Below are 23,513 nucleotides of genomic sequence, written 5' to 3' on the forward strand. Positions count from 1 at the left end.
CCGAGCCGAGCCGGACGGACCGCACGGACCGGGCGCGAGCGAAGGCGGAAGGGCCCGGAGCCGCGGCTCCGGGCCCTTCCGCACGCTCAGGCCTGCTTCGGCGCCGCCTGCTGCACGACCTCGAAGGACCACACCGTGGAGCCCGTGGCAGCGGGCTTCGGCCGCTCCGCGCCGCCCTCCGCTCCAGCCGGACCACCCGCCGGACCGCCCTCCGCGCCCGCCGGACGGCCACCCTGGTGGGCCGCCTTCATGGGACCCTCCATCCACGCCTGGAAGTCCTCCTCGGAACGCCACCGCGTGTACACGAGATACTGGTCCGTGCCCTCGACGGGCCGGAGCAGCTCGAACCATTCGAAGCCGTCCGAGCTCTCCACGGAGCCCGCACGGGAGGCGAACCGCTGCTCCAGAACCTCGCGCTGTGCGTCCGGGACGGTGAGGGCGTTGATCTTCACGATGCTCATGCCCGCCATCCTAGGTATCGCGCGGAGGATATCGTCGTCCGGGTAAATGAAGCGCGCGGTATGAAACGCAGTACGAAACGCGGCAGCCAGGCGAAGTCAGGGTTGCAGTCAACAGGGCGGGAGGCCGGCGAGGCGTGGCTAACGCGGCGGAGCACAGTGGTGCGAACGGACATGCCGGGGTCATAGGCGGTAACGGCGGCAGACTCGGGGCGGCACGCCTCATGCTGTGGGCACTGGCCCTGCTGCTCGCCGTCAGGCAGGCTGCGGCCGTGCTGCGCGTGCCACCGGGCGAGTGGCTCAGCGGCTTCCACCTCCCGGGCAGCCTGCCCGGCTCGCTCTACACGAACGGCCAGTTCACTGGGACCCCCTTCGCGGGGCTGGTCCTCAAGCCGCTCCTGGGCCTCGCCGCTCCCTCCCTGGAGGTGGCCTGGACCTGCGTGACCCTGCTGCTCGTCGCCGCCGTCGGGCTGGTCGCCGCGCGCGCCCTGCCCGACCCCGTGCCGCGGCGCACCGCGCTGCTCGCCGCGCCCGTGCTGGTCGCGCTGATGATGGTCTCGCTGCCCGTGCGCGAAGCCGCGCTGCCCGGGCAGACCGCCGTGCTGCCGGTGCTGCTGGTGCTCCTCGCCGTGTTCCGGGTCCCGGCCGAGCGGCCCTCCGGGTTCCTGATCGGCCTGGCCGCGGCCCTCCAGCCCGCGCTGCTGCTCTTCGCCCCGCTGCTGTGGCTGTCCGGACGCCGGACCACCGCGCGCTCCGCCGCCGTGACCTTCGCCGGCGCCACCGCCCTGTCCTGGGCGGCCCTGCCCAGCGACTCGTGGACGTACTGGGTCCAGCACCTGGCCGGCACCGGCCTCGGCGGCGCACCCGACGGGCTCGCCAACCAGTCCGTGCACGGCGCCCTGCTGCGCCTGGGCCTGACCGGCCCCGGCGAGATCCTGCTCTACGCCGCCCTCGCGGCCACGGTCATCTGGATCGGCCTGCGCCGCGCCGCCCGCTACGCCCGCGACGGCCAGCTGCTGCTCGCCGTCGCCATCACCGGCTGCGTGGCCGTCGCCGTGTCCCCGACCGGCTGGCGCCACCAGCTGCTGTGGGTGCTGCTCGCGGTCGCGGGCAAGGTCGGCAAGCGGGCCGCGGACCGGCCGGTGTGGCCGGTCGCCGTGATCCTCGCCATGACCCTGCCGAGCGACGTGCTGCTGCCCAACCTGGTCGCGCTGGCCCCCGTACGCGACAACGTGCTGCTGCTCGCCGCCCTCGCGGCGGCCTGCGCCGTGCCGTTCCTGCCGCGCTCCTCGCCGCACTGGCGCGAGCCGGTCCCCACCGCCTACGGGCGGCCCGCGCCCGCACGGTGGGCGCGGGTGCCGCTGCTGCCGTTCTGGCGGCGCGTGCTGTCGCGTCCGAACCTGTTGCTGGAACTGCTCCTGATACGGGTCGGGTACTCGCTCTACTCGCACATCCGGGCCGCCGCCCCCACCAGCCGCACCCTCGCGGAGGGCAACGGCAGCCAGATCCACGGCATCGAGAAGGCGCTCGGCATCGACATCGAGCACGCCGTGAACCACGCCGTCGTCGGGGCGCCCTGGCTGGAGGCGTTCTTCAACTTCTACTACACCTCCTTCCACTTCGTGGTCCCGCTGACGATCCTGGCCGTCCTCTACTGGCGCCGCCCCAAGGACTACCGCTGGGCGCGGGCCTCGCTCGGCCTGGCCACCGTGCTCGCGCTCATAGGTTTCTGGCTGTACCCGCTCGCGCCGCCGCGGCTGATGCCCGGGCTCGGTTTCGTGGACACCGTGCACGGGGTGCAGGACCTGGCGAACCCGAGCTACGGGGCCATGACGGCGATCTCCAACCAGTACGCGGCGATGCCCTCGCTGCACTTCGGCTGGTCGCTGTGGTGCGGGATCGTGATCGTGACGATCGCGCCGAAGCGGTGGCAGAAGCTGCTCGGTGCGCTGCATCCGACGATCACGGTGTGCGCGATCGTGGCGACCGCCAACCACTGGGTGCTCGACGCGGTCGGCGGCGCGGTCGTCGTCGTGGCCGGGTTCGGGCTCGTCTACGTGCTCTCCGGGCCCCGGGGCGATGCCGTGCCGGCCGGGGTCGCCGTGCCTCGGCCGCGGCAGCCCGAGCGGGTCGGGGCGGGGTCCGCGGGGTCCGCGGAGCGGACTCGGGCCTAGGCCGGCTGGGCGGTGACGACGAAGGGGTGCCGGGGCGGTGTAGCAGCCCGCCCCGGCACCCCTTCGCGATGGATCGCCGCGTTCTGCCAGGATCCGCCCGTGGGGTGGCTTGCGCCACTCGGGGCGGGGGCCGGTGGGGCGGCGGGGGTGGTGGGCCCTGCGGGGCCGTCCCCTACCCGCCCTTCGCCCGTTCCCCGGGGCTGCGCCCCGGACCCCCTCGGGGCTGCGCCCCGGACCCCCTCGGGGCTGCGCCCCGGCCCCCGGCCACGTGCGGCGCCGTTGCCGGGGGCCAGCCCCCGGGCCCCCGCGCCTCAAACGCCGGAGGGGCTGGATTGGGCCCGCCCCGGACCCTCGCGCCTCAAACGCCGGAGGGGCTGGATTGGGCCCGCCCCGGACCCCCGCTCCTCAAACGCCGGACGGGCTGGGTTTGGGGAGGTTGGCCACCACCAGGGCTATTGCCGCTCGGGCCGTGTCGGCTTCGCCGAGGACGGTGGTTTGGCGGGGGCTTCGGACGCGGAAGCGGCCGTTGGGGAGGGGTTCCACGGCCGGGGCGGTCACGGCGAAGGGGTGGCCGGCGGAGGCGCTGAACCACAGGGTGAAGTGGCTGGTGTACGGGTACAGCCGGCGCAGTTCCGGCTCCTCGCGGGCGGCCTCGATGAGGGCCAGGACGCCCTGGCTCATGGGCTCGGATCCGCCACCGAGATCGACCATCCGCTGCCACGTCGTGGGCAGCCGCTGCCACCGTCTCGCGCTGGGGTCATCGAGGTTCATCCGGGCAGTCTGGGGTCCGGTTCGGCGCCAGGGCAATGATCGCGCAGGTGGCGAGACGGTAACGACCGGCGACCGGCCGGTAACAACCGAGGGACGGCAGGGGCGGGGCGTGGGAGGTGGAGCCCCTGCCGTCCTGGATCACGGGTCAGCCGTGAGGTCGGGCGCTCAGCCGTTGCTGACCCGGAGTTCCTTGATGCCGTTCAGCCAGGCCGCGCGCAGCCGGCGCGGGCCCTCGCCGACGAGGCGCAGGTCGGGCAGGGCGTCGGCCAGGGCGTTGAACATCAGGTCGATCTCCATGATGGCCAGCGATTTGCCGAGGCAGAAGTGCGGGCCGCCGCCGCCGAAGCCCAGGTGGGGGTTCGGGTCGCGGGTGATGTCGAAGCGCTCGGGGTCGGTGAAGACCTCGGGGTCGTGGTTGGCGGAGGAGTAGAACATGCCGACGCGGTCGCCGGCCTTGATCTTCTGCCCGCCCAGTTCGGTGTCCTGGGTGGCGGTGCGCTGGAAGGACACCACGGGGGTGGCCCAGCGGACGATCTCCTCGGCGGCGGTGGAGGGCCGGGTGCGCTTGTAGAGCTCCCACTGCTCGGGGTGGGTCAGGAAGGCGTGCATGCCGTGGCTGATGGCGTTGCGCGTGGTCTCGTTGCCCGCGACCGCGAGGAGGAGGACGAAGAAGCCGAACTCGTCGGAGCCCAGGTTGCCCTGGCCCTCGGCCGCGACGAGCTGCGTGACGATGTCCTTGGCGGGACATTCCTTGCGGGCGGCGGACAGGTTCATCGCGTAGCCGATGAGTTCCGCCGCGGCGTTGCCGCCGACCTCGGCGGTGATCGCGTACTCCGGGTCGTCGTAGGCGATCATCTTGTTCGACCAGTCGAAGATCCGGGACCGGTCCTCCTGCGGTACGCCGATCAGCTCGGCGATGGCCTGCAGCGGCAGCTCGCACGCGACCTGGGTGACGAAGTCGAAGCTGCCGTCGGCCGATGCCGCCAGGGCCTCCGCGACGATCTTGCGGGCCCGGTCGCGCAGGGCGTCCTCCAGCCCGCGGATGGCCCGCGGGGTGAAGCCGCGCTGCACGATCTGGCGTACGCGGGTGTGTTCCGGCGGATCCATGTTCAACATGATCAGTCGCTGGGCATCTATCGCATCGCGCTGGATGTGCTCGTTGAAGCGGATGATCGCCGTGTTCGTGGTGGAGGAGAACAACTCCGGGTGCGTGGAGATGTACTTGACGTCCGCGTGCCGGGTGACGGCCCAGTACCCCTCGTCGTCGAAGCCCGTGATGCCCCGCGGCTGGGGGCACCACCACACGGGTGCGGTCTGCCGCAACTGCGCGAACTCGGGGTAGGGGACCCGGTCTTGGAGGACGTCCGGGTCGGTGGCGTCGAAGCCTTCGGGCAGCGCGGGGCAGGTCATCGGGCGACTCCAAAGTCTGACGGCCCATCAGAAGTTGGCTTGAAGGTAGTAACGAGTTCTAGAAGTGACAAGGGGCCCCGCGCCAACTGTTGCGTGTGGAATCCGTGGAAGCCGCGTGCAAGACCCTTGCGTACCGGGTGTTCTGGTCATAAGACTGCGGGGAGAACTAGTACGCGTTCTAGTTCGGGTGGGTGGGGCGCCGGGACGGCCCGCCCGTCAGCTGAGGCGCGCTAGCCGATGCGCGCTGTGCGCTACGCAGGAGCAGGAGAGGACGAGCTCATGGCCGCGGAACCCGTCATCGTCGAAGCCGTACGCACCCCGATCGGCAAGCGCGGGGGCGCGCTCGCCAATCTTCACCCCGCCTACCTCCTCGGCGAGACCTACCGCGAACTCCTCGCCCGCACCGGGATCCAGCCCGACTGCGTGGAGCAGATCGTCGGCGGCACCGTCACCCACGCCGGTGAGCAGTCGATGAACCCGGCCCGCAACGCCTGGCTGGCCATGGGCCTCCCGTACGAGACCGCCGCGACCACCGTGGACTGTCAGTGCGGCAGCTCCCAGCAGGCCAACCACATGGTCGCCAACATGATCTCCGGCGGTGTCATGGACATCGGCATCGCCTGCGGGGTCGAGGCCATGACCCGCGTCCCGCTCGGCTCCGGCTCCAAGCACGGCCCGGGCAAGCCCTTCCCGGACGAGTGGAACGTCGACCTCCCGAACCAGTTCGAGGCCGCCGAACGCATCGCCCGGCGCCGGGGCCTGACCCGCGAGGACGTGGACCGCCTCGGCGTCCTGTCCCAGGAGCGGGCCGCCGCCGCGTGGGCCGAGGAGCGGTTCAAGCGGGAGACCTTCGCCGTGCAGGTGCCCACCACCGAAGCGGAGCAGGCCGCCGGCCAGGGCATGTGGCGGCTGGTCGACCGCGACGAGGGCCTGCGTGACACCTCCATGGAGGGCCTCGCCCGGCTCAAGCCGGTCATGCCGACCGCCGTGCACACGGCCGGGAACTCCTCGCAGATATCCGACGGCGCCGCCGCCGTGATGTGGGCCTCGCGCAAGATGGCCCGCGCGCTCAAGCTGCGGCCGCGCGCCCGGATCGTCGCCCAGACGCTGGTCGGCTCCGACCCGCACTTCCACCTGGACGGGCCGATCGATGCCACCCGGGCCGTCCTGGGCAAGGCCGGCATGTCCCTCAAGGACATCGACCTCGTCGAGATCAACGAGGCCTTCGCCTCCGTCGTCCTCAGCTGGGCCCAGGTCTTCGACCAGGACCTGGAGAAGGTCAACGTCAACGGCGGCGGCATCGCGCTCGGCCACCCCGTCGGCGCGACCGGCGCCCGCCTGATCACCACCGCGCTGCACGAGCTGGAGCGCCGGGACAAGGAGTTCGCGCTGATCACCATGTGCGCGGGCGGCGCGCTGGCGACGGGCACCATCATCCAGCGGCTGTAGCACCTGCTGCGCCGCCTTTGGACCCTGTGGGATGGGATCGCGAAGGCCCCGGTGGCCGGACCTGGGGAGGTCGGACGCCGGGGCCTTCGCATGTGCTGCTTCGTGTTCTTCGCGTGCTTCGTCCGCTTCGTTTGCTTCCGCTGGTGGGCTCAGTACCAGTGGTGGTTCTGCCAGAAGGTCCAGGCGCCTTCGGGGCTGCCGTAGCGGGAGTTCATGTAGTCCAGGCCCCACTTGATCTGGGTGGCCGGGTTGGTCTTCCAGTCCGAGCCCGCCGAGGCCATCTTCGAGGCCGGCAGGGCCTGGACCAGGCCGTAGGCGCCCGAGGCCGAGTTGGTGGCGGTGTGGTTCCAGCCGCTCTCGCGGGACACGATGTTGTTGAAGGCCGCGAACTGCGCCGGGTCCTTGATCATCTGCTGGGCGATCGCCTTGGCGCTCATCGGGGCGGCCTGCGCGGGAACCGCGGCCAGCATGGAACCGGCTACGCCGAGGGCGAGGACGGTACCCGCGAGGGTCTTCTTCGAGGCGGCGATGCGGCGGATGACGGTGTTGGACACGGAGGGACCTTTCAGCGGGGACAGGGGCAGTCGCAGGCACGCCGGAGCCACTCACGTGAAGGAGAGGGGTTCGTCGGCGGGAGCGGGGATCCGGGGGATCTCCGTCCGCCCTGCGACTCATCCAGTTCTACGGGGGTCCCGGGCGTCTGGCAACGACCCCTCTTACTAGTGGTCCTCGCAGGCGGGGCGGAACGGCCCCCCTCCGGCCGGGCGGGTATCGGCGCAGGTGGGAGCCGGTGCGAGGAGGTGGGTAAGGGACTTTTAAGGACTACTATCCCGGTTGGTAGATGACCAAGGTCCTGTGGGGCGGGTCACCGCCGGGAGCCCCGGATCTCACCCTCCGTGGCCGGTCGTGTCCCTTTCGGGGGAAGGGCTGAGGGTGTTCGCGCCAGCTGGATCGAAGGCCACCGGCGCATCGAACGCCGCTTTCCGGGTGGCCCGCCGCAACGCCTTCAGCAGGGTCGCGCCGAGCGTGAGGGTAAGTACGACGGTCAGCGCGGCCCGGCCCAGATCCCAGCCCACCGAGGTCGCCAGGCAGTACGCGAGGAAGCGCGCGAGGTTCGCCGGGAGCGGGTCCCCGGGGTAGAAGGAGATGCCCTGCCTCATGCCCTGGATGATGATCCAGCCCTGCAGGTTCATGATCGTGCCGTACGCGAACGAGCCGAGGAACCCGTACAGCGCGAGCATCGCCAGCTCGGCCCGCCCCCGGATCCGGTCCGGACCCGGCAGCAGTCCCGCCCCCAGCGAGAACCAGCCCATGGCCAGCATCTGGAACGGCATCCACGGCCCGACACCGCCCGTGAGCAGGGCCGACGCGAACATCGTGACCGCGCCCAGGACGAAACCGAAGCCCGGGCCGAGGACGCGGCCGCTCAGCACCAGCAGGAAGAACATCGGCTCCAGGCCGGCCGTACCCGCGCCGAGCGGGCGCAGGGCGGCCCCGACCGCGGCCAGTACGCCGAGCATGGCGACGGCCTTGGCGTCCATGCCGTCGTCGGCGATGGTCGCGACGACCACACCGACGAGGAGCGGGAGCAGGGCCGCGAAGAGCCAGGGGGCGTCGTGGGAGTGGGCGAAGCCGGACTGGCGGTCGGCGAGGAGCGGCCAGCCGAAGGCGCCGATGCCGATGAGGGAGACGAGGACGAGGGCGGCGGCGGCGCGGGGGCCGATGCGCAGCGGGCGGGAACGGGGGGTGGTCATGAGCCGGCCGCCCGGGTGGAGGGGGAGGGGGCGGGGCCGTCGGAGGGGGCCGGCTGGTTGGAAGGGCCGTCCGCCCCGGTGGAGAGGGCCGCCTCTGCGGAGGGGGCCGGGCCGGCGTGGAGGGCCGCTGCGACCTGGGAGACCGTGAGCCAGTGGCCCGGGGCCAGGATCTTCGCCACCTGCGGGGCGAAGGCGGGGGAGGAGACGACGACCTCGGCGGTCGGGCCGTCCGCGACGATCTCCCCGCCGGCCAGGATCACCACGCGGTGCGCCAGCTCGGCGGCGAGCTCCACGTCGTGCGTGGCCAGCACGATGGCGTGGCCCTCGGCGGCGAGCCCGCGCAGGATCGCCACCAGGCGGGCCTTGGCGGCGTAGTCCAGCCCGCGGGTCGGCTCGTCGAGGAGCAGCAGGGCCGGGCGGCCGGTCAGGACCAGCGCCAGGGCGAGGGCCAGGCGCTGCCCCTCGGAGAGGTCGCGGGGGTGGGTGTCGTCGGGGACGTCGGGGAGCAGCGCGGCGACCAGGGCACGGCAGGTGCCGGGCGCCTGGCCGGCGTCGTGGTCGGCAGCGGTGCACTCGGCTGCGACGGTGTCGGCGTAGAGGAGGTCGCGGGGCTCCTGGGGGACCAGGCCGACGCGGGTCACCATCTCGGGCGGCGGCGTGCGGTGGGGGGTGCGGCCGCTGACCGTGACCTGGCCGGTGGTGGGCTCCAGGGTGCCGATGAGGGTGGCGAGGAGGGTCGACTTCCCGGCGCCGTTGCGGCCCATCAGGGCGATGGTCTCGCCCTGCGCGACGGTGAGGGTGATGTCGCGGAGGACTTCGGCGCGGCCACGGCGGAGGGAGACGGCGCGGACCGTGGCCGGGGGAGCGGTGGTGGCCGGCGCCGGCTCGCGGGTGGTGTGGCCGCGGTGGCGGTGGCGGCGCAGCCGGGCGAGCAGCCCGGGGCGGGAGCCCTGCGGGCGGCCGTCCCCTACCCACCCTTCGCCCGTTCCCCGGGACTCCGCCCCGGACCCCTCACGGGGCTGCGCCCCGGACCCTTCGCGGGGCTGCGCCCCGGCGTGGCCGGCCTCGGGCTGCGCACCGGCGCCCGACTGGGGCGGTGCCCCGGACCCGGCCAGGGGCTGCGCCCCGGCCGTTGCCTCGGCCTCGGCCTTGGGCCGCGCCTCGGCACCCGCCGGGGGCTGCGCGCGGGTGTCGCCAGCCGTGGGCTGCGCCCCCGTACCGGCGTGGAACTGCGCCCCGTCCTCGGGCTGGGGCTGCGCCCCGGTACCGGCCTGGGGCTGCGAACCGGCGCCCGACTGGGGCTGTGTCCCGGACCCGGCCAGGGGCTGCGCCCCGGCCGTTGCCTCGGCCTCGGCCTGGGGCTGCGCCCCGGCACCCGCCTGGGGCTGCGCCCCGGCACCCGCCTGGGGCTGCGCCCCGGCACCCGCCTGGGGCTGCGCCCCGGCACCCGCCTGGGGCTGCGCCCCGGCCTGGGGCTCCGCCCCGCCCGCGCCGCTCTCGTCCTCGGGCGTCCGGTCCGCCCCGGCCGTCGGGGTGGGAAGGGATGACAGGCGGGTCAGCAAGGGGGTGGCTTGGCGGCGGGCGTCGCGGATGGAGAGGGGGAGGGGGGACCAGTTCGCCAGGCGGCCCAGGGCCACTACCGGGGGGTGGACCGGGGAGACGGCCATGATGGCGGACGGGGTGCCCAGGACGGGGGGTGCGCCGGGGGTGGGGAGGAGCAGGACGCGGTCGGCGTACTGGACCACGCGTTCCAGGCGGTGTTCCGCCATCAGGACGGTCGTGCCGAGGTCGTGGACCAGGCGTTGCAGGACGGCCAGGACCTCCTCCGCGGCCGCGGGGTCGAGGGCCGAGGTCGGCTCGTCCAGGACCAGGACCTTCGGGTGCGGGGTCAGGACCGAACCGATCGCCACCCGCTGCTGCTGGCCCCCGGACAGGGTGGCGATGGGGCGGTCGCGGAGTTCGTTCAGGCCGAGGAGGTCGAGGGTTTCCTCGACGCGGCGGCGCATGACGGAGGGCGCCAGGCCCAGGGATTCCATGCCGTAGGCGAGCTCGTCCTCGACGACGTCCGTCACGAAGTGGGCCAGCGGGTCCTGGCCGACCGTGCCGACCACGTCCGCGAGCTCCCGCGGTTTGTGCGTGCGGGTGTCGCGGCCCGCGACCGTGACCCGGCCCTTGAGGGTGCCCCCGGTGAAGTGCGGGACCAGCCCCGAGACCGCCCCGAGGAGGGTGGACTTGCCGACGCCGGACGGGCCGACCAGCAGGGTCAGTTCGCCTTCCGGGAGGGTGAAATCGGCGTGGGCGAGGGAGGGGGCGGCCGCGCCCTCGTACGTCACCGATACGTCTTCGAAGTGGATCACGGGGGGTCTACGCCTCCTTCGGGGGAGCGGGGGGAGCGGAAGAGAGGGGAGGGAGGGGGGCCACCAGGGCCGGGAGGAGGCCGATCAGGATGGCCGCCGCCGGCCAGAGCGGGAGGGTCGGCACGACGAGGGGGACGACCCCGGGGCGCAGGGCCTCCGGGTCCAGGGACACAAAGCGGATCAGCAGCGCCGCCACCGCCGCGCCCGACCCGGCGACCAGCCAGGCCCGTACGCCCCACCGGTCCGGCCGGTACCGGGACCGGATCGAGCGGCGGCCGCCGAGCCGCAGCCCGGCCAGGGCGAGGAGGACGGAGATGAGGAGGAGGGTGAGGCCGTAGCCGGCGCCCTCCGCCGCCAGCAGCCCGTACGTTCCCGCGCAGATGCCGAGCAGCCCGCCGAGGGTGAGCACGTTGGTGGTGTGCCGGACGGCGGCCGGAACGCGCGCCGTGCGGCCGTAGCCGCGGGCGTCCATGGAGGCGGCGAGGGCCACCGAGCGTTCCAGTGCGCCCTCCAGGACGGGCAGGCCGATCTGCAGGACGGCCCGGACCCCGCCCGTGGGGCGGCCGCGCAGCCGGCGGGCGGTGCGGAGGCGGACCACGTCCGCGACCATGTTCGGCGCGAAGGTCATCGCGACGACCACCGCGACGCCGACCTCGTACAGGGCCGCGGGCAGCGACTTCAGCAGCCGCGCCGGGTTCGCGAGGGCGTTGGCGGCGCCGACGCAGATGAGGAGCGTGGCCAGCTTCGCGCCGTCGTAGAAGGCGAAGACGAGCTGCTCGGCGGTGACCCGGCCGCCGAACCGGATGCCCTGCGCCCAGGCCGGGAGCGGGACCTCCGGGAGGGTGAAGAGGGTGTGCACGCCGGGGATGGGGGAGCCGAGGAGCATGGAGAAGAGGAGGCGCAGCCCGATGACGAAGAGGCCGAGCTTGACGAACGCCCCGTAGGAACGCGCCCAGGGGGCGTCCGTCCGGCGCGCCGCGACCACGTAACCGGCGACGCCGACGATCAGGCCGAGGAGCAGGGGGTTGGTCGTGCGGGAGGCGGCCGTGGCGAGCCCGAGGGCCCACAGCCACCAGGCACCCGCGTGCAGGGCGTTGCCACGCGTGGCCTCGGGAGCACGCCATTTTCCGTACGTCGCCCCGCGCGGGCTCCCGGTTGCCCGGGCGGGGGCGTTCGGGCCGGGCGGGGTGGGGACGCCGGCTGCCGCGCCGTGGCGGGTGCGGGTGGCCCTGGCGGGCGGCCGCCCGCCGTCGGCGACCACCCTGCCGTCGGAGACCGTCCTGCCGTCGGAGACCGTCCTGCCCTCCGCGACCACCCCGCCGTCGGAGACCGCCCCGCCGTCGGCGGGGTCGGCCGCGACGGCGTCCCCGGTGGGGCCGTCCGTCATCGGGTGCGTCGGCGGCGGGACTGCCAGACGGCGGCCGCGGCCAGGGCGGCCACCGCGGCGATGCCCGCGAGGAGGCCCGCCGACGGGCCGCCGCCGGAGTCGCCGGACGCGGCCGGGGGCGTGGCGTCGGGCGTGGCGCCGGACGGGGCGGCGGAGGTGTCCGCGAGGGGTTCGCCGCAGCCCTGCTTCGGGTAGCCCGAGACCGCGCACAGCAGCGCGGCGCTGTTGTAGCGCAGCGGTTTGGCGACCTCCGCCAGCGCCTCGGCGGTCGTGGCGTCCGGGCCGACCTGCGCGCACGCCGTGCGCGGGGCGTCCTGCGGCGGGGTCTCGCCGGCCTGGGCCTCGGCGGGCGTGCCGAAGTCGATGACCAGCGCGATCCGCTTCTTGCCCGTCACCGGGGCGGTGGCCGAGCAGATGGCGGCGAAGTCCGGAGCCGTGCGCGGCGGGGCGGCCTGGTCGGCCGCGTCCTTGCTCACCACGAAGTGGAAGCCCTGCACGGAGCCGTCCGCCGGACGCATCGAGGAGGGGCCCTGGGTGGCGTACGCCCACGTGCCGCCCGCCCCGTCCCAGAACGACCAGTAGCGGTAGGTCGAGGCCAGGGCGGGGGACGCGGCCAGCAGGGTGAGGAGGATGCCGAGGACGCCGGCGACGAGGGCCGGACGGACCGGACGGACCGGACGGGGGCGCCGCATCAGAGCTGGTTCTTCTTCCGGCGGCCGCTCAGCACGATGCCGATGCCCATGCCGGCCGCCGCGCCCGCGAGGATCATCCACCAGACGTTGCCGCCCCCGGAGTCCTTCTTGCCGGCCTGCTCGGCCTTCTTGTCCGCCGGCTGCTCCGACGCCTTCGCGGAAGCGCTCTGCGGCGCCGGGCCGGTCGCGTTCAGCGCCGCCACCAGGTCGGTGCCGCCGAAGGCCTTCGGGTCGGTGCCGGTCGCCCGCGCGGCCAGGATCAGGGTGCCGAGGCCGGCCGGGTTGCCCTTGGACCACTCGGCGGAGTTGGTCTTCAGCCACTCCAAGGCGCCCGCGGCGGACTGCTTGTGCCCGGCCGCGGCCAGGGCGATGACCGCGTCGGCGGTGTTGCCGGTGTCCGGGGTCGGCTGGTCGGCGCCCGGGGTGAGGGCGGTGAGGTGGCCGTCCTTCTTCAGGGCCTCGGCCAGGTATCCGGCCGCACCCTGGGCTGCCGCCGCCGGGTCACCGGCGGTCGCCGGGCAGGCGAGCGGGGCCGCGGGGGTGTCCGTGGAAGAGGGGGAGACGAGCGCGCCCCGGCCGAGGCCGGCCAGGACGGCGGCGGCCGTCGCGTCGGCGTTGGCGGGGAGCTTGCCGTCGGCCGTCGGCTGGTAGGCGAAGGCACCGCGGTCGCCGGCCGGCTCGGCCGAGCAGCCGAGCTGGAAGGCGAGCAGCCCCTCGTAGGCGGACTTGCCGGCCTTCGACCTGACCTCGGCCGACTTCTCGCCCGCCGCGGCCAGTGCGCTGATCACCACGGAGGTGGAGCTGGCCTCGCTCGGGGAGCCGGGGACGTAGGCCCAGCCGCCGTCCGCGTTCTGGACGGACTTCAGCCAGTCCGCGCCCTTCTTCACCGCCGCGTCCTGGCCGCCGAGCGCCTTCAGCGCCTGCACGGCCACCGCGGTGGCGTTCGTGTCGAGCATCGTCTTCGCGTCGCACGCGGCCGCCGTGTCCGCACGGAAGGAGGCGAAGCCGCCGTCGGCGCACTGCTGGCCGACGAGCCAGTCCACGGCCGCCTGCGCGGGCTTCTCGCCGACCGCGTGCTGGGCGAGCAGCGCGAACGACTGCCGCCACACCCCGTCGTACGTCGGGTCGTTCTTCCCGAAGAGCCCGGAGGGCACGACGGGCGCCGGGGAGGGCGTGGCGACATCGGCGAGGGCCGCGGGGGCCGCGCCCACGCAGAGCACGGCGGAGGCGGCGAGCGTGGCGGCGCTGCGGCGGACGTTCATGGCGGGGCGGGTGCCTCTCGTGCTGGGGAAGCGGAGGCAGGCAGCACAGCGGTGGAGGCTGGTACCGGGCTCCGGCTCCGTTTACCTCGACGGTGCCGGCCGCCGGAGGACCCGGCGGCACGAGCCGCGCACCTCCGGTACGGGGCGATCCGGCTCCCCGCCCCCGATGCTGCCGGGGTGGGTCACGGTTGCGGGTCAGCGCCGGATTCGCACCGGCTTCTCCCCGTACGGAAGTGTGGACGACGCCCATACTCTACCGGCCCGTAGCCCCGGGGCCGGGTGGCGCCGTCCCCCCGCGCCCCTTACACGGGGCGGTACGTCACGGGGTCGCTGCCCGGTACCGCCTCCGCGCGGCCCTGCTTCACCAGGCGCCGCAGGTGGGCTTCCGCTTCGGAGACGGCGATGTTGCGGGAGCCGTACGGGATCTGCTCCCAGGGCCGGTTCCACTCCATCCGCTCCGCCAGCGCCCACGGGGTCAGCGGCTCGGCGGCGAGCAGTTCGCGCAGCCCCGCGAGCCGTTCCTCGTGGTGGTCCAGGAGCTCCCGTACGCGGCCCGGCGCATCGGTGAAGGCGTGCTGGTGGGCCGGGAGCACCTCGGCCGGCTGGAGGCGGCCGATGCGTTCGAGGGAGTCGAGGTAGTCGCCGAGGGGATCGGTGACCTGCTCCGAGGAGGGGTCCTCGTACAGGCCGATGTGCGGGGAGATCCCGGGCAGCAGGTGGTCCCCGGAGAAGAGGCGGCCGTTGCCGGGCAGGTTCGCCGGATGCTTCTCCTCCAGGTGCAGGCAGACGTGGCCGGGGGTGTGCCCGGGGGTCCAGATCGCCCGCAGCCGGCGGCCGGCCAGCGGCAGCAGCTCGGCGGGCACGATCTCCCGGTCGGGGACGGCGGCGTGCAGCCCGGGCAGGGTGCGCAGGCGGCCGCTCGCGCGGGCGGCGCGCAGCGGGGCGATGTGCTCCTCGGGGGCTCCGGCGGTGGCCAGCTTCCCGGCCATGTAGTCGAACCAGACGCCCGGTTCGGAGGAGCGGGTCCGCACGACGACCTCGGTGTCGGCGGCGTGCATGGCGATCCAGGCGCCGGAGGCCTCGCGGACCTGGCCTGACAGGCCGTGGTGGTCGGGGTGGTGGTGGGTGATGACCACGCCGTGCACGTCGGTGATGGAGAGGGAGAGGGCGCCGAGGCCGGCGACGAGGGTGTCCCAGGACTCGGGGTCGTCCCAGCCGGTGTCGATGAGGACCGGGCCGCGGTCGGTGTCGAGGACGTGGACGAGGGTGTGGCCGAGCGGGTTGTCGGGGATGGGGACCTTGATGCCCCACACGCCGCCGCCGTGGTCGGTGACGTGAGGTGCCACGTCCGGGGTGTCCTCTGCCATGAGGGGCTCCGCTCTTACGGCTCCAACAGGAACATGTTGCAATAGTCGCCCAAGTCGACCATTTTTGCGGGCTCCTGACTAGTCGTTGGATCTTCGGGCCGCCCGGCGGACCGATGCGCGGGCGGTTCGGTCAGCTCCGTGGACTCCTGGAACTAGAACTGGTATCAGTTCTGCAACGCCAAGCCGCAGGAGGCATCAGCCATGACCGAGCTCGTGGAACACGGAAAACTGTTCATCGGCGGTGAGTGGACGGATCCGCTGGGCTCCGACACGATCAAGGTCGTCTCGCCCCACACCGGGCAGGTCATCGGCAGCGTCCCGCACGCCTCGAAGGCGGACGTCGACCGGGCCGTCGCCGTGGCCCGCAAGGCCTTCGACGAAGGCCCCTGGCCGCGCACCACGCTCGAAGAGCGGATCGCGGTGGTCACCAGGATCAAGGACGCGATAGGCGCCCGCTACGAGGAGATCGCCGCCTCGATCAGCTCCCAGAACGGATCCCCGTACTCCTGGAGCATCATGGCCCAGGCCCTCGGGCCGATGATGGTCTACGACGCCGCGATCACCGTGGCCCGCACCTACCCCTACGAGGAGTTCCGCCAGGGCGCCCTCGGACCGATCCTCGTCCGGCGCGAGGCCGTCGGCGTGGTCGCCGCCGTCATCCCGTGGAACGTCCCGCAGTTCGTGGCCGCCGCCAAGCTGGCGCCCGCGCTGCTCACCGGCTGCACGGTGATCCTCAAGCCGTCCCCCGAGGCGGTCCTCGACTCCTACATCCTCGCCGACATCGCCCGCGAGGCCGGGCTGCCCGAGGGCGTGCTGTCGATCCTGCCCGCCGACCGCGAGGTCAGCGAGTACCTCGTCGGCCACCCGGACGTGGACAAGGTCGCCTTCACCGGCTCCGTCCCCGCCGGCCGGCGGGTCATGGAGGTCGCCTCGAAGAACCTCACCCGCGTGACCCTCGAACTCGGCGGCAAGTCCGCGGCCGTCATCCTCCCGGACGCCGACCTCGACACCGCCATCGCCGGCATCGTCCCCGCGGCCTGGATGAACAACGGCCAGGCCTGCGTGGCCCAGACCCGCGTCCTCGCCCCGCGCAGCCGCTACGAGGAGATCGCCGAGGCCCTCGCCGCAGCCGCCTCCGCGCTGGTCGTCGGCGACCCGATGGACCCCGCGACGCAGCTCGGCCCGCTGGTGGCCCGGCGCCAGCAGCAGCGCTCGCTCGACTTCATCCGGATCGGCCAGGAGGAGGGTGCCAAGGTCCTGTCCGGCGGCGGACGCCCGGCCGATTCGGGCCTGGACCAGGGCTGGTACGTGGAGCCGACCCTCTTCGGAGACGTAGACAACTCGATGCGGATCGCCCGCGAGGAGATCTTCGGCCCGGTCGTCTGCCTGATCCCCTACGGGGACGAGGCGGAGGCGGTACGGGTCGCCAACGACTCGGAGTTCGGGCTCAGCGGCAGCGTCTGGACCGGCGACGTGGAGCACGGCATCGACTTCGCGCGGCAGGTGCGGACCGGCACCTTCAACGTGAACACCTTCAGCCTGGACATGCTCGGGCCGTTCGGCGGCTACAAGAACAGCGGCGTCGGGCGGGAGTTCGGCCCGGAGGGGCTGAGCGAGTACCTGGAGCACAAGATGATCCACCTCCCGGCAGGGTACGAACCCCCCGCGGCCGGTGCGTGATGGGCGACCGGTGGCACGTCGAGGTGGACCGCGGGGTCTGCATCGGCTCGGGCATGTGCGTGAACCACGCCCCTGAGGGCTTCGCCCTCGACTCGGCACGTCAGTCGCACCCGCGGGCGGCGGAGACGGACGCGAACGAGCCGGTCCTCGCGGCGGCGGAGGGCTGCCCGGTCGAAGCGATCGCGATCACCCTGCTGGGCAGCGGCGAGACGGTGTTCCCTCCGGAGGACTGAGGGGGCCGCCGTGGGGCCGGGACCGGGGCCGGCCCCGGCCCGGCTACGGCGGGATCAGGACTTTTTCGGGGGCGCCGGCGGCGCCGCCTGCGGGGGTTCCGGGGCCGTGAGGTCGATCAGGCGGCAGACCGTTTCGATGTCGATCTTGACCTGGGCGATCGACGCGCGGCCCGAGAGCCAGGTGATCAGGGCCGAGTGCCAGGTGTGTTCGATGACCCGGACCGCCGACAGCTGTTCCGCCGTCGGCGGGGCGTCCAGGCCCATCGCGTCCAGGATGATCGCCGTCGTCAGGCGGGAGACCGTGTCCACCTCGGGGCTCACGCTGCGGTCCGCGAAGGTGAGGGCCCGGACCATCGCGTCCGCCAGGTGCGGCTCCCGCTGGAGCGCGCGGAAGGCGCGCATCAGGGTCTCCGCGACCCGGGCCGCGGGTTCCTCCCCGGCCGGCGGGCGCTTGCGCAGGGTTCCGTGCATGTGCTGGAGCTGGTCCTGCATGGTGGCGACCAGCAGGTGCACCTTGGAGGGGAAGTACCGGTAGAGGGTGCCCAGGGCCACGCTGGAGGACTCCGCCACCTCCCGCATCTGCACCGCGTCGAAGCCGCCCCGGCTGGCCAGCTGGGCGCTGGCGTGCAGGATCCGCCTGCGGCGTGCTTCCTGGCGCTCCGTCAGGGGCGGAGACGCCGGTGTGGTGACGGCTGGGGTCACGGCCTTCGCTTCCGCTGTCATCTGTCCCGTTCCGGTTCCAAGGCGTTCCAGTTCCCGTTCCAGTTCCACGGCGTTCATGGCTGTGCCGTGGCGGCCGCGGGAGCTGCCCCGGGCCGTCGCGCGCCCAGCATGGCAGGCGCCCGATCCGTGGCGCGAATCACCCGCCACCCCTCTTACGGTGTGGTTTCCGGCCGGTAGATTCAATGCTCTTCAACGGATCAAGTCTGAAACTTGTTCTACATTATCCGAGCGGTTACGCTCCGGCGAAAGTGCAGGGAGAAGGGGGCCGAGAGTGACCGCAGAGGCCATGGTGACGAGCCCTACGAGCCCGTCGATCCTTCCGACGGGCGCCGCCGACGCCGACGGCAGCCGCCCGCTGCGGATCGCACTCCTCACCTATAAGGGGAACCCGTTCTGCGGTGGCCAGGGCGTCTACGTCCGCCACCTCGCGCGCGAGCTCGTCAAGCTGGGCCACACCGTCGAGGTCATCGGCGCGCAGCCCTACCCGGTGCTGGACACCGACGCCCTCACCGGCGCCGGAGCCACCCTCACCGAGCTGCCCAGCCTGGACCTCTACCGCAGCCCCGACCCGTTCCGCACCCCGGGGCGCGACGAGTACCGCGACTGGATCGACGCCGTCGAGGTCGCCACCATGTGGACCGGCGGCTTTCCCGAACCGCTGACCTTCTCGCTGCGCGCGCGCAGGCATCTGGCCGCGCGCGCGGGCGAGTTCGACGTCATCCACGACAACCAGACCCTGGGATACGGGCTGTTGGCGGACCTCGGTGCCCCGCTGGTCACCACCATCCACCACCCCATCACCGTCGACCGCAAGCTGGACCTGGCCGCCGCCAAGGACCGCAGGAAGCGCGCCTCCGTGCGCCGCTGGTACGGGTTCACCCGCATGCAGGGCCGCGTCGCCCGGCGGCTGGCCTCCGTGCTCACCGTCTCCGGCTCCTCCAAGAAGGAGATCGCCGAGCACCTCGGGGTCCAGGACGAGCGCATCCACGTCGTCCACATCGGCGCCGACACCGACCTCTGGTCGCCCGACCCCTCCGTGGCCGAGGTGCCCGGGCGGATCGTGACGACCTCCAGCGCCGACGTCCCGCTCAAGGGGCTCGTGCACCTGGTCGAGGCGCTCGCGAAGCTCCGTACCGAACAGCCCGACGCCCACCTCGTCGTCGTCGGCAAGCGCGCCGAACAGGGCCCGGTGGCCCGGGCGATCGAGACGTACGGACTCCAGGACGCCGTCCGCTTCGTCAAGGGCATCACCGACACCGAGCTCGTCGACCTCGTCCGCAGCGCCCAGATCGCCTGCGTGCCCTCCCTGTACGAGGGCTTCTCGCTCCCGGCGGCCGAGGCCATGGCCACCGGCACCCCGCTGGTCGCCACCACCGGCGGCGCGATCCCCGAGGTCACCGGACCCGACGGCGAGAGCTGTCTCGCCGTGCCGCCCGGCGACGCGGGCGCGCTGGCCGCCGCGCTGGGACGACTGCTGGGCGACCCCGAGCTGCGCACCCGGCTCGGCGCCGCCGGCCGCGAGCGGGTGCTGTCCCGCTTCACCTGGGCCAAGGCCGCCGAGGGCACCGTCGTCCACTACCGGGCCGCCATCGAGCGGGCGGCCGCGGCGGCTCCCGAGTCCCGGGCAGCGAAGTCCCGGGCGGCGAAGTCCCGTACCGCCGCCCGGTGACCTCCCCCTTCCGTCCGATGCAGTTCCCTTCCCACCCCCGCGACCGCGAAGGCAGGACCACGTGCTGACCGTCGATTTCTCCCGGTTCCCGCTCGCCGCAGGCGACCGCGTACTCGATCTGGGCTGCGGCGCAGGCCGGCACGCCTTCGAGTGCTACCGGCGCGGCGCCCAGGTGGTCGCCCTCGACCGCAACGGCGAGGAGATCCGCGAGGTCGCCAAGTGGTTCGCCGCGATGAAGGAGGCCGGCGAGGCCCCGGCCGGCGCCACCGCCACCGCCATGGAGGGCGACGCCCTCGCGCTGCCCTTCCCCGACGAGTCCTTCGACGTCGTCATCATCTCCGAGGTGATGGAGCACATCCCCGACGACAAGGGCGTCCTCGCCGAGATGGTCCGCGTCCTGAAGCCCGGCGGACGCATCGCCATCACCGTGCCGCGCTACGGCCCCGAGAAGATCTGCTGGGCGCTGTCCGACGCCTACCACGAGGTCGAGGGCGGCCACATCCGCATCTACAAGGCGGAGGAGCTGCTCGGCAAGATGGAGTCCGCGGGCCTCAAGCCGTACGGCACCCACCACGCGCACGGCCTGCACTCGCCGTACTGGTGGCTCAAGTGCGCCTTCGGCGTCGACAACGACAAGGCGCTGCCCGTCAAGGCGTACCACAAGCTCCTGGTCTGGGACATCATGAAGAAGCCCGCGCTCACCCGGCTCGCGGAGCAGGCCCTGAACCCGGTCATCGGCAAGAGCTTCGTCGCCTACGCCACCAAGCCGCACCTCCCCGTGGCCGCGGCCGGCGCCGTCGCCGTCGCGGAGCCCGCCGCGGAATCCGCGGCCGTGGGCGCCGCACAGTGAGCTCTCCCGGGCGCACCGTACCCGAACACCTCGTCCTGGACGGCGTGCTGACGGCCGATCAGGCCGCCGCCACCGTCGCCGGGATCCTCGCCGCGCAACGCGCCGACGGGGCCATACCGTGGTTCCGCGGGCACCACCTCGACCCGTGGGACCACACCGAGGCCGCGATGGCCCTCGACGCGGCCGGCGAGCACGAGGCCGCCGAGCGGGCCTACGACTGGCTGGTCCGCCACCAGAACGACGACGGCTCCTGGTACGCGGCCTACGCCGACCGCGAGGACGGGGTCGACACCCGCGAGCCGCAGGACGCGAGCCGCGAGACCAACTTCACCGCGTACCTCGCCGTCGGCGTCTGGCACCACCACCTGTCCACCGGCGACGAGGCGTTCCTCGACCGCATGTGGCCCGCCGTGTACGCGGCCGTCGAGTTCGTCCTGCGGCTCCAGCAGCCCGGCGGCGAGATCGGCTGGAAGCGCGAACCGTCCGGCGAGGCCGTCACGGACGCCCTGCTCACCGGCTCCTCCTCCATCCACCAGGCGCTGCGCTGCGCGCTGGCCATCGCCGAGTACCGGGGCGATCCGCAGCCGGACTGGGAACTGGCCGCGGGCGCCCTCGGGCACGCGATACGCCGGCACCCGGAGCGGTTCCTCGACAAGTCCCGCTATTCCATGGACTGGTACTACCCGGTCCTCGGCGGGGCACTGACCGGCGCCGAGGCGAAGGCCCGGATCGAGGAGCGCTGGGAGGAGTTCGTCGTACCGGACCTCGGCGTCCGGTGCGTGCTGCCGAACCCGTGGGTGACCGGCGGGGAGTCCTGCGAACTGGCGCTCGCCCTGTGGGCGACGGGGGAGTCCGACCGGGCCCTGGACATCCTGCGCTCGATCGGCCACCTGAGGGCCGACAACGGCATGTACTGGACCGGGTACGTCTTCGACGACAGGGCGGTCTGGCCCGTGGAGCAGACCACCTGGACGGCGGGCTCGCTGCTCCTCGCGGTGGCCGCCCTGGGCGGCGACGAGGCCACCGGCACGGTCTTCGGCGGACTGACGCTGCCGGGTGGGCTGGAACCGGACTGCTGCGGCTGACGGTTGACGGCTGACTGCTGGAGGGGGCGGACGCAGCGCGCGTCCGCTCCGCGTCCGCGGGGTGCGCGCCACGGTTCAGCGGATGGGGGCGTAGTCCTCGCGGTGGTGCGCACGTCCCGCGGTGGGGACGGTGAACAGGAGGACGCCGCGGGGCTCCCCCGGGGGAGCCGTCGGCGGGCGGGGCGCGGACTGGGCGGGCGTGATCGCCTCCGGTGCCGTGTTCTGCTTCTGCTTCAAAAGAGCCCCCCGGGCGAAGTCCAACTGATCAACTCTCGCCCGTACGACCCGCGACGGGCACGGATGGTTGCCCTCGCACGCCGGAACTTCCCCAAGAGGCCCGCGGCCGCCCCCGACATGCCGCCGCTCGCCCTCCGACCGACGGAGGACGAGCGGGAAAGCGCGGGGTGTGGGGGAGCGAGGGGTGAGGGGGAGAGCGCGGGGTGAGGGGGAGGGGGGAAGTCGAGCGGTGTGCGGCGCGCGGTGCCTGCGGGCCACCGGGCCCGGTGGGCCGCGGTGGCGGGTGGGTTCAGCGGCGGTAGAGCCGGCCCGCGATGGCGTGGCCGATGACCAGGTAGGCGACGGCGGCGATGCCGTAGCCGATCACCACCTGGACCCAGTCGCGGTTGAAGGTGAAGAGGTCGTACGACCAGCCGGCCAGCCAGCTCGCCGCGTCGTGGATGAAGTCGACCAGGCCGTTCCCCTGGTTGGCGTCCAGCAGGAACAGCAGGATCCACAGGCCGATGATGAAGGCCATGACGTCCGCCACGACCGCGACGGCGCGGCCCGCCTGGCTGCTTCCTCTGGTGTGTGCTCGCGTGTGTGTGCGCATGCCGCGCTTGTGGCCGCTCCCCGGTCGGATAAACCCACCGGGTAGACCCGAACGGGTCCTCCGGGTGGCGGAGTCGGGTGCCCGGGGTGAGGCTGCGGGGGACGCCTCAGTCCCCGGAGGAGACCCGTGTCCCTACCCACCACAGCCGTCCGCTTCCGCCGTACCCTCACGGCGGTGCTCCTGTCCTGCGCCCTGCTCGGCGGTGCCACCGCCTGCGGTTCGGGCGGTGGCGACAAGGCCGCCGTCGGTCAGGCCGACGAGGTTTCGGTGGCCATGGCCGCGTTCGCGGAGGCCGATGCGGCCGCTTCCGCCGAGGACGCGGAAGCAGCCGCCGCCTCTCCCTCGCCCAGCAGCCCGGAAGAGAAGCAGAAGTTCGCCAAGACCCGCTTCGTCGCCAACGCGGGGCTCGCGGCCGGAGCCACGTACCAGTGGATCGTCAAGCCGTACCAGGCCGGCAAGTTCAAGAAGGGCGCCAAGGGCCGCACCTTCGCCCTGGTCAAGGCGGGCCTCGCGGGCGCCTTCGCCTACAACCGGCTGAAGGCCGCCAGCGAGAACGCCAAGGGCGACCCGCTGCTGTCTAAGGCCGTGGGCCCGCTGACGGCGGGCATCGACTCCCTCAAGGGGCTCGGTTCCAAGCTGCGCAAGGGCCAGGCCGGCGACGCCGACATCGGTGCCTTCGAGAACGTCATCAACAGCGTCAAGGAGGCCGGCAAGAGCGCCGGCGCCCCGGTGACCGACAAGATCCCGAGCGCGGGGCAGCTGACCGGCTGAGCACCGCCGCTCACCCGTGAACAGGGGGAACGGGCCGGACCGGAGCATTCCGGTCCGGCCCGTTCCGTCTGGTGACCTGTTTGAATGGACGGGTGATCGAGTACGTGTTCCTCGCCGGAGCCGCCGCCGGAACCGGCTGGCTGATGCACCGCAAGCACCGCCTGCGGCAGGCCGGCGCGCCCGTGCCCGGGATCCCGTGCATGGCGCGCAGGCCCGCGGGCAGCGGCCGCTGGCGCAGCGGCCGGGTGTACGCCGGCCAGGGCGCGGCCCGCTGGGTGCCCGGCCGGGGCGAGCCCCTGGTCCTGACCGGCGGCCGGGCCACCGGCGTACGGGTGCCCTCCGTGAAGGAGGGCATCTCCATCAACCCGGGCTCCCGGATCGTGACCCTCGCCTTCGCGGGGGAGAGCGGCGCCGGCACCGGCATGGAGATCGCCGTGATGCCACTTGACCTGCGGGAACTGCTCGACGCGGTGCCGCGGGCGGAGACCGAGAAGACCGCCTAGGGGGTGTCCGCAAAGTGGCGCCGGGCGCCCGGAGGGCGCCCTCGCGGCGTTCGGTGCGTGCTCTCGGTGTGCCGGGCGGAAGCCCGTGT

General features: G+C 73.4%; 22 protein-coding genes and 1 riboswitch. Of the genes, 9 read left to right on the top strand and 13 right to left on the bottom strand.

Going from position 1 to position 23,513, the window contains the following annotated elements; genetic code table 11:
* Positions 1 to 86 precede the first annotated feature (86 nt).
* Complete coding sequence (locus ACIA8F_RS32265) at positions 87 to 461, bottom strand: antibiotic biosynthesis monooxygenase family protein (protein WP_399384137.1); 375 nt, start codon at positions 459 to 461, stop codon at positions 87 to 89.
* Positions 462 to 682: 221 nt separating this feature from the next.
* On the opposite strand from ACIA8F_RS32265, the gene ACIA8F_RS32270 reads away from it, so the two are divergent.
* Complete coding sequence (locus ACIA8F_RS32270) at positions 683 to 2,632, top strand: bifunctional glycosyltransferase 87/phosphatase PAP2 family protein (RefSeq protein WP_399384139.1); 1,950 nt, start codon at positions 683 to 685, stop codon at positions 2,630 to 2,632.
* Positions 2,633 to 3,037: 405 nt separating this feature from the next.
* Here the strand turns inward: ACIA8F_RS32270 and ACIA8F_RS32275 are convergent, their stop codons facing one another.
* Positions 3,038 to 3,403 (bottom strand): DUF6193 family natural product biosynthesis protein, encoded by a 366-nt coding sequence (locus ACIA8F_RS32275; protein ID WP_399384140.1) that lies wholly within the window; start codon positions 3,401 to 3,403, stop codon positions 3,038 to 3,040.
* A gap of 165 nt (positions 3,404 to 3,568) precedes the next feature.
* A complete protein-coding gene (locus tag ACIA8F_RS32280) occupies positions 3,569 to 4,813 on the bottom strand; it encodes a cytochrome P450 (protein ID WP_399384141.1) in 1,245 nt (414 codons plus the stop codon).
* Between the two features lie 279 nt (positions 4,814 to 5,092).
* Here ACIA8F_RS32280 and ACIA8F_RS32285 point away from each other — a divergent pair, with 279 nt between their 5' ends.
* Positions 5,093 to 6,262, top strand: a complete 1,170-nt coding sequence (locus ACIA8F_RS32285) for a steroid 3-ketoacyl-CoA thiolase (protein WP_399384143.1) — start codon at positions 5,093 to 5,095, stop codon at positions 6,260 to 6,262.
* 149 nt (positions 6,263 to 6,411) lie between these two features.
* Here the strand turns inward: ACIA8F_RS32285 and ACIA8F_RS32290 are convergent, their stop codons facing one another.
* The 7 genes from ACIA8F_RS32290 to ACIA8F_RS32320 all read right to left on the bottom strand — a co-directional run bounded on the left by ACIA8F_RS32290 (position 6,412) and on the right by ACIA8F_RS32320 (position 15,081).
* Complete coding sequence (locus ACIA8F_RS32290; RefSeq protein WP_399384145.1) at positions 6,412 to 6,816, bottom strand: transglycosylase SLT domain-containing protein; 405 nt, start codon at positions 6,814 to 6,816, stop codon at positions 6,412 to 6,414.
* A gap of 333 nt (positions 6,817 to 7,149) precedes the next feature.
* Positions 7,150 to 8,016, bottom strand: a complete 867-nt coding sequence (locus tag ACIA8F_RS32295; protein ID WP_399384147.1) for an ECF transporter S component — start codon at positions 8,014 to 8,016, stop codon at positions 7,150 to 7,152.
* Positions 8,013 to 10,373, bottom strand: coding sequence for an ATP-binding cassette domain-containing protein (locus ACIA8F_RS32300; protein ID WP_399384149.1), 2,361 nt, complete (start codon positions 10,371 to 10,373; stop codon positions 8,013 to 8,015). The genes ACIA8F_RS32295 and ACIA8F_RS32300 overlap by 4 nt, the downstream gene beginning before the upstream one ends.
* Positions 10,374 to 10,380: 7 nt before the next feature.
* Entirely contained in the window at positions 10,381 to 11,760 is a 1,380-nt protein-coding gene (locus ACIA8F_RS32305; RefSeq protein WP_399384151.1) for an energy-coupling factor transporter transmembrane component T, read from the bottom strand.
* Positions 11,757 to 12,452: an SCO2322 family protein gene (locus ACIA8F_RS32310; protein WP_399384152.1), complete on the bottom strand. Its 696-nt coding sequence runs from the start codon at positions 12,450 to 12,452 to the stop codon at positions 11,757 to 11,759. The genes ACIA8F_RS32305 and ACIA8F_RS32310 overlap by 4 nt, the downstream gene beginning before the upstream one ends.
* Positions 12,452 to 13,714 carry a prenyltransferase/squalene oxidase repeat-containing protein gene (locus ACIA8F_RS32315; protein ID WP_399384153.1) on the bottom strand — a complete coding sequence of 421 codons (1,263 nt, stop codon included), beginning with the start codon at positions 13,712 to 13,714 and terminating at the stop codon, positions 12,452 to 12,454. Before ACIA8F_RS32315 ends, ACIA8F_RS32310 begins: the two co-directional genes overlap by 1 nt.
* Before the next feature lie 146 nt (positions 13,715 to 13,860).
* Positions 13,861 to 13,936, bottom strand: a riboswitch (cobalamin riboswitch).
* Positions 13,937 to 14,016: 80 nt separating this feature from the next.
* Positions 14,017 to 15,081, bottom strand: coding sequence for an MBL fold metallo-hydrolase (locus ACIA8F_RS32320; protein ID WP_399384154.1), 1,065 nt, complete (start codon positions 15,079 to 15,081; stop codon positions 14,017 to 14,019).
* 201 nt (positions 15,082 to 15,282) lie between these two features.
* Between ACIA8F_RS32320 and ACIA8F_RS32325 the strand changes: the two genes are divergently transcribed.
* Together ACIA8F_RS32325 and ACIA8F_RS32330 are read left to right on the top strand one after the other, a co-directional pair.
* A complete protein-coding gene (locus ACIA8F_RS32325) occupies positions 15,283 to 16,761 on the top strand; it encodes an aldehyde dehydrogenase (protein ID WP_399384156.1) in 1,479 nt (492 codons plus the stop codon).
* Positions 16,761 to 16,994: a ferredoxin gene (locus ACIA8F_RS32330; RefSeq protein WP_399384158.1), complete on the top strand. Its 234-nt coding sequence runs from the start codon at positions 16,761 to 16,763 to the stop codon at positions 16,992 to 16,994. Before ACIA8F_RS32325 ends, ACIA8F_RS32330 begins: the two co-directional genes overlap by 1 nt.
* Positions 16,995 to 17,048: 54 nt before the next feature.
* On the opposite strand, the gene ACIA8F_RS32335 is transcribed toward ACIA8F_RS32330, so the two are convergent.
* On the bottom strand, positions 17,049 to 17,717 hold the full coding sequence (locus ACIA8F_RS32335; RefSeq protein WP_399384160.1) for a TetR family transcriptional regulator: 669 nt from the start codon (positions 17,715 to 17,717) through the stop codon (positions 17,049 to 17,051).
* Between the two features lie 271 nt (positions 17,718 to 17,988).
* On the opposite strand from ACIA8F_RS32335, the gene ACIA8F_RS32340 reads away from it, so the two are divergent.
* From ACIA8F_RS32340 to ACIA8F_RS32350, 3 genes are all read left to right on the top strand, one after another.
* Complete coding sequence (locus tag ACIA8F_RS32340; RefSeq protein ID WP_399384161.1) at positions 17,989 to 19,386, top strand: glycosyltransferase family 4 protein; 1,398 nt, start codon at positions 17,989 to 17,991, stop codon at positions 19,384 to 19,386.
* A 61-nt stretch (positions 19,387 to 19,447) separates the two neighbouring features.
* Complete coding sequence (locus tag ACIA8F_RS32345) at positions 19,448 to 20,236, top strand: class I SAM-dependent methyltransferase (protein WP_399384162.1); 789 nt, start codon at positions 19,448 to 19,450, stop codon at positions 20,234 to 20,236.
* Entirely contained in the window at positions 20,233 to 21,321 is a 1,089-nt protein-coding gene (locus ACIA8F_RS32350; protein ID WP_399384164.1) for a prenyltransferase, read from the top strand. The genes ACIA8F_RS32345 and ACIA8F_RS32350 overlap by 4 nt, the downstream gene beginning before the upstream one ends.
* A 75-nt stretch (positions 21,322 to 21,396) precedes the next feature.
* On the opposite strand, the gene ACIA8F_RS32355 is transcribed toward ACIA8F_RS32350, so the two are convergent.
* Positions 21,397 to 21,558, bottom strand: coding sequence for a hypothetical protein (locus ACIA8F_RS32355; RefSeq protein ID WP_399384166.1), 162 nt, complete (start codon positions 21,556 to 21,558; stop codon positions 21,397 to 21,399).
* A gap of 289 nt (positions 21,559 to 21,847) precedes the next feature.
* Positions 21,848 to 22,150 carry a hypothetical protein gene (locus tag ACIA8F_RS32360; RefSeq protein WP_399384167.1) on the bottom strand — a complete coding sequence of 101 codons (303 nt, stop codon included), beginning with the start codon at positions 22,148 to 22,150 and terminating at the stop codon, positions 21,848 to 21,850.
* A 273-nt stretch (positions 22,151 to 22,423) separates the two neighbouring features.
* On the opposite strand from ACIA8F_RS32360, the gene ACIA8F_RS32365 reads away from it, so the two are divergent.
* Together ACIA8F_RS32365 and ACIA8F_RS32370 are read left to right on the top strand one after the other, a co-directional pair.
* On the top strand, positions 22,424 to 22,921 hold the full coding sequence (locus ACIA8F_RS32365) for a hypothetical protein (protein WP_399384179.1): 498 nt from the start codon (positions 22,424 to 22,426) through the stop codon (positions 22,919 to 22,921).
* A gap of 92 nt (positions 22,922 to 23,013) precedes the next feature.
* On the top strand, positions 23,014 to 23,424 hold the full coding sequence (locus ACIA8F_RS32370; RefSeq protein ID WP_399384169.1) for a hypothetical protein: 411 nt from the start codon (positions 23,014 to 23,016) through the stop codon (positions 23,422 to 23,424).
* Positions 23,425 to 23,513 lie beyond the last annotated feature (89 nt).

This window comes from Streptomyces sp. NPDC051563 (genome assembly GCF_044454225.1).
In the GTDB taxonomy this organism is placed as follows: domain Bacteria; phylum Actinomycetota; class Actinomycetes; order Streptomycetales; family Streptomycetaceae; genus Streptomyces.

What these genes read in the sequence shown, in the direction of transcription:
- ACIA8F_RS32275 (WP_399384140.1), bottom strand. Translation starts at nt 3,403, where the DNA reads ATGAACCTCGATGACCCCAGCGCGAGACGGTGGCAGCGGCTGCCCACG.
- ACIA8F_RS32295 (WP_399384147.1), bottom strand. Translation starts at nt 8,016, where the DNA reads ATGACCACCCCCCGTTCCCGCCCGCTGCGCATCGGCCCCCGCGCCGCC.
- ACIA8F_RS32285 (WP_399384143.1), top strand. Translation starts at nt 5,093, where the DNA reads ATGGCCGCGGAACCCGTCATCGTCGAAGCCGTACGCACCCCGATCGGC.
- ACIA8F_RS32365 (WP_399384179.1), top strand. Translation starts at nt 22,424, where the DNA reads ATGGCCGCGTTCGCGGAGGCCGATGCGGCCGCTTCCGCCGAGGACGCG.
- ACIA8F_RS32270 (WP_399384139.1), top strand. Translation starts at nt 683, where the DNA reads ATGCTGTGGGCACTGGCCCTGCTGCTCGCCGTCAGGCAGGCTGCGGCC.
- ACIA8F_RS32330 (WP_399384158.1), top strand. Translation starts at nt 16,761, where the DNA reads ATGGGCGACCGGTGGCACGTCGAGGTGGACCGCGGGGTCTGCATCGGC.
- ACIA8F_RS32280 (WP_399384141.1), bottom strand. Translation starts at nt 4,813, where the DNA reads ATGACCTGCCCCGCGCTGCCCGAAGGCTTCGACGCCACCGACCCGGAC.
- ACIA8F_RS32265 (WP_399384137.1), bottom strand. Translation starts at nt 461, where the DNA reads ATGAGCATCGTGAAGATCAACGCCCTCACCGTCCCGGACGCACAGCGC.
- ACIA8F_RS32325 (WP_399384156.1), top strand. Translation starts at nt 15,283, where the DNA reads ATGACCGAGCTCGTGGAACACGGAAAACTGTTCATCGGCGGTGAGTGG.
- ACIA8F_RS32310 (WP_399384152.1), bottom strand. Translation starts at nt 12,452, where the DNA reads ATGCGGCGCCCCCGTCCGGTCCGTCCGGTCCGTCCGGCCCTCGTCGCC.
- ACIA8F_RS32335 (WP_399384160.1), bottom strand. Translation starts at nt 17,717, where the DNA reads ATGACAGCGGAAGCGAAGGCCGTGACCCCAGCCGTCACCACACCGGCG.
- ACIA8F_RS32320 (WP_399384154.1), bottom strand. Translation starts at nt 15,081, where the DNA reads ATGGCAGAGGACACCCCGGACGTGGCACCTCACGTCACCGACCACGGC.
- ACIA8F_RS32360 (WP_399384167.1), bottom strand. Translation starts at nt 22,150, where the DNA reads ATGCGCACACACACGCGAGCACACACCAGAGGAAGCAGCCAGGCGGGC.
- ACIA8F_RS32305 (WP_399384151.1), bottom strand. Translation starts at nt 11,760, where the DNA reads ATGACGGACGGCCCCACCGGGGACGCCGTCGCGGCCGACCCCGCCGAC.
- ACIA8F_RS32315 (WP_399384153.1), bottom strand. Translation starts at nt 13,714, where the DNA reads ATGAACGTCCGCCGCAGCGCCGCCACGCTCGCCGCCTCCGCCGTGCTC.